Consider the following 6,719-nt stretch of genomic DNA (forward strand, 5'->3'; position numbering starts at 1 on the left):
GGATCAGGGTTGACCCTGATGACACAGCGCCTCGAAGCGGTGTCGGGCATACCACCAGGCGAGGGTGCCCGCCGCCAGATTGGCCAACAATATTCCCAGATAGATCCCCTGTTCTCCCCCCAGTTTTGCCCCCAGCCATGCCCCTGGCAGCAGGAAACCAAACAGTCGTAGCCCATTGAACAAGAACGAGATGCTTGATGCCCGCACGCCATTGAGCGCAGAAGCTAACAGCATCACCATCCCCTGAAAGCCGTAACCAATCGGCACTAGATGCAGGTAAAGAGTGATCAAGCGCACCACCTGTGGCTGCTCGCTGAACAGCCTGGCAATAAAGGGAGCAAGCAGCCAGGTCAGGCCATAGATGGCGAGCTGGAACAGCAACGCAAAACCCATACAGCTTTGTAGTGCAGCCTTGGCGCGGGCTGGATTCCCTGCGCCGCAGTTTTGCGAGATGAAAGGGGCAAGCACGGAGGCAAGGGCCATCATCACGATCAGCAGCAGCGCTTCGACTCGCGAGGCCGCGCCGTAGGCGGCCACTACTTCGGTGCCAAGGCCGGCGAAAAATGTCATCAGCACCGCATTGGCCAAGGGGTTGAGCATATTGGTAAAGGATGCCGGTACTGCGACATGAAGCAGTGAGCGCCAGTGCTGAAACCGTCTGGGTCGAGCAGAGAGGCGCCACAGTAGTAAACCTTCTCGATGGCGCAAGATATAGAGGCTGACCAGCATCGCCATCAACCAGGAAATAGAGGTGGCAATGGCCGCCCCGCGGATCCCCCATTCGGGAAACGGACCTATGCCGAAGATCAGCAAGGGATCCAGCACACCGTTGACCAACCCGGCCACCGCCATCACCAGACTGGGGGTTTTGGTATCGCCGGTCGCGCGAATAGCGGCATTGCCCACCATGGGCAATACCAGCATGGGCACGGTCAAATACCAGATCAGCATGTAGTCATGGATAAGGGAGATAAGCTCGGCACTGGCACCCAGCAGGGTAAACAGCGGTTTGATGGTGAGTGCGCCGCCCACGGAGAGCAGGGCCACCATGATCACCGCCAGAAACAGACTGTCGGTGGCGAGATGGGCGGCCTCATCGTGCTTGCCTTGCCCCAAGGTATGGCCGATCACCGCAGATAGCCCGGCACCCAATCCCATCGCGAGCGAAGTGACCACAAAGGTCACCGGAAAGGTAAAGCTGATGGCGGCCAGCGCCTGAGTACCCAGCATGCCGATAAAAAAGGTATCGACCAGGTTGAACGCCAGAATGGCGATGATGCCGAAGATCATCGGGCCCGTCATCTGGCGCAGTACGACAGGGATAGGTGCTGTCAGCATGGGGTTAGTGCGGGTCAATGGCGAGTCTCTGTATCTGACTTTGAGGATGCAGGCATGGCAGCGATGGGATGAATCCGGCTTTTATCCATGGTGAGGACACGGGCGAACAGTCGAAGAGCTTCATAGTACGTGAAAATATTTTTTTTGTATTTGCCCTTGAAGGGTTAGCTACTTTGCCCCACATCAGTGCCATATCTAATTTGGTCAGAAACGGCCATTCCTCAAAGCAACAATAAGACTCATTTTGGGAGAGTTATCGATGAAAATTCGTCCGCTGCACGACCGCGTCATCATCAAGCGCATCGAAGCTGAAGCCAAATCCGCCGGTGGTATCGTTTTGACGGGTACCGCGGCCCAGAAGTCCACTCGTGGTGAAGTGCTTGCCGTGGGGACTGGTCGCATCCTGGATAATGGCGAAGTCAAAGCGCTGGCAGTGAAGGTGGGTGACAAGGTTATCTTCAACGAAGGCTACGGCGTAAAGACCGAAAAGCTGGATGGTCAGGATGTACTGATCCTCTCCGAAACCGACATCCTGGCGATTGTCGAAGCGTAATCCATCCTCCTTTTTCCCCGAATTGATTTAAGGATTGAAGAAAAATGGCAGCTAAAGACGTTAAGTTTGGTAACGAAGCCCGCATCAAGATGCTGGAAGGCGTAAACATCCTGGCCGATGCGGTCAAGGTCACCCTGGGCCCGAAAGGCCGCAACGTGGTGCTGGACAAGTCCTTCGGCGCCCCGACCATCACTAAAGATGGTGTTTCCGTTGCGCGCGAAATCGAGCTGGAAGACAAGTTCCAGAACATGGGCGCCCAGATGGTCAAGGAAGTTGCTTCCAAGGCTAACGACGCTGCGGGTGATGGTACTACTACTGCAACCGTTCTGGCTCAAGCCATCGTCAACGAAGGCCTGAAAGCCGTTGCGGCTGGCATGAACCCGATGGATCTGAAGCGCGGTATCGACAAAGCCGTTGTGGCTGCCGTTGCCGAGCTGCAAGCGCTGTCCCAGCCTTGCGCTGACAGCAACGCCATCGCTCAGGTAGGCACCATCTCTGCCAACTCCGACGAGAAAGTGGGCAAGCTGATTGCTGAAGCCATGGACAAAGTCGGCCGTGATGGTGTCATCACTGTTGAAGATGGCCAGGGTCTGGACGATGAACTGGCTGTGGTAGAAGGCATGCAGTTCGATCGCGGCTATCTGTCCCCTTATTTCATCAACAAGCAAGAGACCGGTTCAGTTGAACTGGACGACCCGTTCATCCTGCTGGTTGACAAGAAAGTATCCAACATCCGCGAAATGCTGCCGGTGCTGGAAGGTGTTGCCAAAGCTGGCAAGCCGCTGTTGATCGTTGCTGAAGATGTTGAAGGTGAAGCGCTGGCTACCCTGGTGGTCAACACCATGCGCGGTATCGTGAAAGTCGCTGCCGTCAAGGCGCCGGGCTTTGGTGATCGTCGCAAGGCCATGCTGCAGGACATCGCAGTACTGACCGGTGGTACCGTGATCTCCGAAGAAGTGGGCATGGAGCTGGAAAAAGCGACTCTGGAAGATCTGGGTCGTGCCAAGCGCATCGTCATCACCAAAGAGAACACCACCATCATCGATGGCGTGGGTGATGCAACCGTGATCGAAGGCCGTGTTGCCCAGATCCGTCAGCAAATCGAAGATACTTCTTCTGATTACGACCGTGAGAAGCTGCAAGAGCGCGTGGCCAAGTTGGCCGGTGGTGTTGCGGTCATCAAGGTTGGTGCTGCCACTGAAGTCGAAATGAAAGAGAAGAAAGCCCGTGTTGACGATGCCCTGCACGCAACTCGCGCTGCCGTTGAAGAGGGTGTGGTTGCCGGTGGTGGTGTTGCGCTGGTGCGCGTTGCGGCCAAGCTGGTTGGCCTGCGTGGCGACAACGAAGACCAAAACGTGGGTATCAAGGTTGCCTTGCGTGCCATGGAAGCTCCGCTGCGTCAGATCGTGATCAACGCCGGTGAAGAAGCCTCCGTCATTGCCAACGCAGTGAAGAACGGTGAAGGCAACTTCGGTTACAACGCTTACACCGAACAGTATGGTGACATGCTGGCCATGGGTATCCTGGATCCGACCAAGGTTACCCGTTCAGCCCTGCAGTTTGCCTCTTCCATCGCCGGTTTGATGATCACCACCGAGTGCATGATCACCGAGATGCCGAAGAAAGATACGCCAGCCATGCCTGACATGGGTGGTATGGGCGGCATGGGCATGATGTAATCATCATCCCGGCTCTGTTTGAGAAACGGCTCGCCCTAGGCGAGCCGTTTTTTTATATCTGGCTAAACTGAGTCTGTTGAGACAGCACATTTTTGGGAGAGAACATGAACGTTTTGGGTTGCATTGCTCTGCTTCTTTCATTGGTCATCATGCCAACGGCCTCAGCAGAGGCGCTCACCGGACCGGTGATCCTGAAAGTCAGCGGCAATATAAAGTCGACAGATGAGGTGGATGGCAAGGTACTGTTTGACCTGGCCAAGCTGCAGGCGCTGCCACAGCATGAAGTGTTGACCGGCAATCCCTGGGTCGATAAACCGCACCGATATAGAGGACCCAAGCTGGCGGACCTGTTGGCTTCGGTTGGGGCTAGTGGTAAAACTGTTATTCTGACAGCATTGAACAGTTTCCAGATCAGTATCGAGTGGGACAAAGTCGCTAAGTATGATCCTATTTTGGCATGGCAAGATGATGGGGTAGTCATGCGAGTGCGCGATAAGGGACCGATTTGGTTTATGCTCCCTCTCGATCAGTATCCGGAACTTAAGCGCTCTGAATACACTGACATGATGATCTGGCAGCTTGATTCAATAGACATCCAGCGCTAAGCAGCACGTAACAGGAGCATCGGATGAAAGGAAAGACCAGAACTTGGCCACTGATCGTCATTCTGTATATATCCATCCTGTCGTTTACCGGGAGCACGCTCTACTGCCTGATGCAAATCCAGAACACCACCAGAGCGATGGAGAAATACACCTACGATGTTTCCTGGGCGTTGATGCAGTTGCAATTGGAGCTTGGGCGCTTCCTTACTGCCGTTAAGGTGTATCACTACGGTGGCATCGATCATGATACCTTGATGCTGCGCTATGACATCCTCTGGAGCAGAACGCCCATTTTGTTGAATGGCCAGTTGCGCAAAAGCATGGAGGACAAGCAGAAGACCTTACGACTGGTCCAATTGATAGAAAACAATATCCGCAATATTGAACCCGATATCATCACCCTTAAAGCTGGCGTCAGCGATTATCAGCAAATCATGATGCGGCTGGAACCTCTTCAAGAGCCGCTTTCCTACTCACTTGCCTCTGTGATGCAAAAGAACATCAACATCTACTCAGATAACGATCGCTATTTTGGCCAGTTGCGCAATGCCTTGCTACTGATGGTGTCGGGTCTGATTGTCTCGGTTTTGTTGCTCAGTATCCTGCTTATATATGAAGGGCGTCGCCATTTTAGAGCGGCAAGGCAGGATCCGCTGACCGGATTGCCCAACCGATTTGCTTTGTTGGAGCGAATGGAGCTGTGCACGACTCAAGACATGCCGTTTGGACTGGTGTTGATTGATATCAACGATTTCAGGGACATCAACAGTAAGTTCGGCTATGACACTGGTGATTACTTGCTCAATGAGTTCGCCAATCGGATAAGAGCATTGTGTGGGGAGGGAGAGTGGAGTGGTCGTTTGGGGGGTGACCAGTTTGCCATTATTCAGCGTGGCAGCAGTGATCTGCGCCAGGTCCGGGAGTTGGTTGCTCGCTTACAGAATGCGCTCAAGCAGGATATCGTGTATGACAACTATCCATTCCGGCTAGAGGCGGGGGTCGGGATTGCATTTTATCCGATGGACAGCAACAAAACTCAAGAGTTGTTGAGCCATGCAGAGCAAGCGCTGTTTCATAGTCGCAAGACTCAAGTACCTTATGTCATCTACGATAACTCTTTGCTAAACGAGACAACCCGCCGCAAGCACCTGGCCTCGGACATGATCATGGCGTTAGAGCATAACGCCATGGAGCTCTATTACCAGCCGATAGTCAATCTTGAAAATGGTCGCTGTGAAGCGGTCGAAGCCCTATTGCGTTGGCGCCACCCTGAGTTGGGGTTTATTCCCCCTAATGAGGTGATCATGGTGGCAGAAGAGTTTCAGCTTGCAGAAAGAGTCGGTAGCTGGGTGTTAAATACAGCGTGCCAACAACTTTCGCAGTGGCATCAGCTTGGCTTGGTGGACCTGCAGATGTGCGTCAATATTTCCCCGGGCATGTACCAGCGTAATTTGCTCAAACTGGTAGCCAAGGCATTGATGGAGCATCACTTGCCCGCCCGGAGTCTGGTATTGGAAGTGACCGAAGATACTACCATGCGGGAAGTGAAGAACTCTCTGCAACTTATGCAAGATCTTACCCAGCAGGGAGTACTGCTGGCACTGGATGACTTTGGTACCGGCTACTCATCATTGAGTTATCTGCAAAAACTGCCGGTCAGCAAAGTGAAGATTGACCGATCCTTTATTCAGGGCATTGACACCTCTATAGAGGCATCCGAGTTGGTTGCCAACATTTGCCGCTTGGGATCCATGCTGGGCAAGAGTCTCGTCTGTGAAGGGATCGAGACCCAGGCGCAACTTGATGTGTTGCGTTCTCTGACCGATATCCACTTATATGGACAAGGTTATCTGTTCAGCCGACCTGAGCAGGCGGAAAAAATCTATCAAACCTTGCTAGAGATGGAGGATCTTTGGCTGGCGCGTCAACAAACAGAGCCTGCTTACATGGGTTGAAGCAGTATCCCCTCTGGTGCGGTTAGCCTCTGAAACTGTGATTTAGTTCAAATATTCCACGTATTGTTTGTTGTTTGAACATTCGTATGGTTTTTTCAAAAAAACATGCAATTCCTGCTTGCCAGAAAGATTCTGCTCCCTATAATGCGCCACATCGACAGGGCAAGCGGCAACGCAAACAGCCCAGTCGGTAACCTCGAAAAGCCTTTGAAAATAAGGCTTGACTCGAGAAGGCGGTTGAGTAGAATTACACTCCCGCAGCAACGAACTGTTGCGTCGCTCTTTAACAATTTGAATCAAGCAATCTGTGTGGGCACTCACAGCATCGAGCATCAAAATTAATTTTTGATTTTCAATGTCTGGTGAAGTGACCAAGACGATTTCTTAGCAATAAGAAGTCGAACAGTTTATTTCAGCAATTCATTGAGCCGCTGAATGTTGTTACCTCGGTAATAGCGCGAAGCAAACCAAACTTAAATTGAAGAGTTTGATCATGGCTCAGATTGAACGCTGGCGGCAGGCCTAACACATGCAAGTCGAGCGGCAGCGGGAAAGTAGCTTGCTACTTTTGCCGGCGAGCGGCGGACGG

Annotated in this window: 6 protein-coding genes and 1 rRNA gene; 5 read left to right on the forward strand and 2 right to left on the reverse strand. The window is 52.8% G+C overall.

Going from position 1 to position 6,719, the window contains the following annotated elements; all coding sequences use genetic code 11:
- Positions 1–3 precede the first annotated feature (3 nt).
- Positions 4–1,338, reverse strand: coding sequence for an MATE family efflux transporter (locus BN4575_RS05465; RefSeq protein ID WP_256028897.1), 1,335 nt, complete (start codon positions 1,336–1,338; stop codon positions 4–6).
- Positions 1,339–1,597: 259 nt separating this feature from the next.
- Here BN4575_RS05465 and BN4575_RS05470 point away from each other — a divergent pair, with 259 nt between their 5' ends.
- The 4 genes from BN4575_RS05470 (at position 1,598) to BN4575_RS05485 (ending at position 6,130) form a co-directional block, all read left to right on the forward strand.
- Entirely contained in the window at positions 1,598–1,891 is a 294-nt protein-coding gene (locus tag BN4575_RS05470; RefSeq protein ID WP_033136012.1) for a co-chaperone GroES, read from the forward strand.
- A 44-nt stretch (positions 1,892–1,935) separates the two neighbouring features.
- The gene (gene groL / locus BN4575_RS05475) at positions 1,936–3,570 is read left to right on the forward strand and encodes a chaperonin GroEL (RefSeq protein WP_042024445.1); all 1,635 of its coding nucleotides are present in this window, start codon (positions 1,936–1,938) and stop codon (positions 3,568–3,570) included.
- 104 nt (positions 3,571–3,674) lie between these two features.
- Complete coding sequence (locus BN4575_RS05480) at positions 3,675–4,175, forward strand: molybdopterin-binding oxidoreductase (protein ID WP_068977443.1); 501 nt, start codon at positions 3,675–3,677, stop codon at positions 4,173–4,175.
- A 23-nt stretch (positions 4,176–4,198) separates the two neighbouring features.
- Complete coding sequence (locus tag BN4575_RS05485) at positions 4,199–6,130, forward strand: putative bifunctional diguanylate cyclase/phosphodiesterase (protein ID WP_068977444.1); 1,932 nt, start codon at positions 4,199–4,201, stop codon at positions 6,128–6,130.
- A 42-nt stretch (positions 6,131–6,172) separates the two neighbouring features.
- On the opposite strand, the gene BN4575_RS22055 is transcribed toward BN4575_RS05485, so the two are convergent.
- Positions 6,173–6,505, reverse strand: coding sequence for a hypothetical protein (locus BN4575_RS22055; RefSeq protein ID WP_176716417.1), 333 nt, complete (start codon positions 6,503–6,505; stop codon positions 6,173–6,175).
- Between the two features lie 100 nt (positions 6,506–6,605).
- On the opposite strand from BN4575_RS22055, the gene BN4575_RS05490 reads away from it, so the two are divergent.
- Positions 6,606–6,719: ribosomal RNA gene (locus tag BN4575_RS05490) — 16S ribosomal RNA — on the forward strand; the annotation flags it as partial.

It is taken from the genome of Aeromonas sp. EERV15, assembly GCF_900079845.1.
Classification (GTDB): Bacteria; Pseudomonadota; Gammaproteobacteria; order Enterobacterales; family Aeromonadaceae; genus Aeromonas; species Aeromonas sobria.

Coding starts and splice junctions, on each gene's coding strand:
- BN4575_RS05465 (WP_256028897.1), bottom strand. CDS start 1,338: ATGCTGACAGCACCTATCCCTGTCGTACTGCGCCAGATGACGGGCCCG.
- BN4575_RS05470 (WP_033136012.1), top strand. CDS start 1,598: ATGAAAATTCGTCCGCTGCACGACCGCGTCATCATCAAGCGCATCGAA.
- groL (WP_042024445.1), top strand. CDS start 1,936: ATGGCAGCTAAAGACGTTAAGTTTGGTAACGAAGCCCGCATCAAGATG.
- BN4575_RS05480 (WP_068977443.1), top strand. CDS start 3,675: ATGAACGTTTTGGGTTGCATTGCTCTGCTTCTTTCATTGGTCATCATG.
- BN4575_RS05485 (WP_068977444.1), top strand. CDS start 4,199: ATGAAAGGAAAGACCAGAACTTGGCCACTGATCGTCATTCTGTATATA.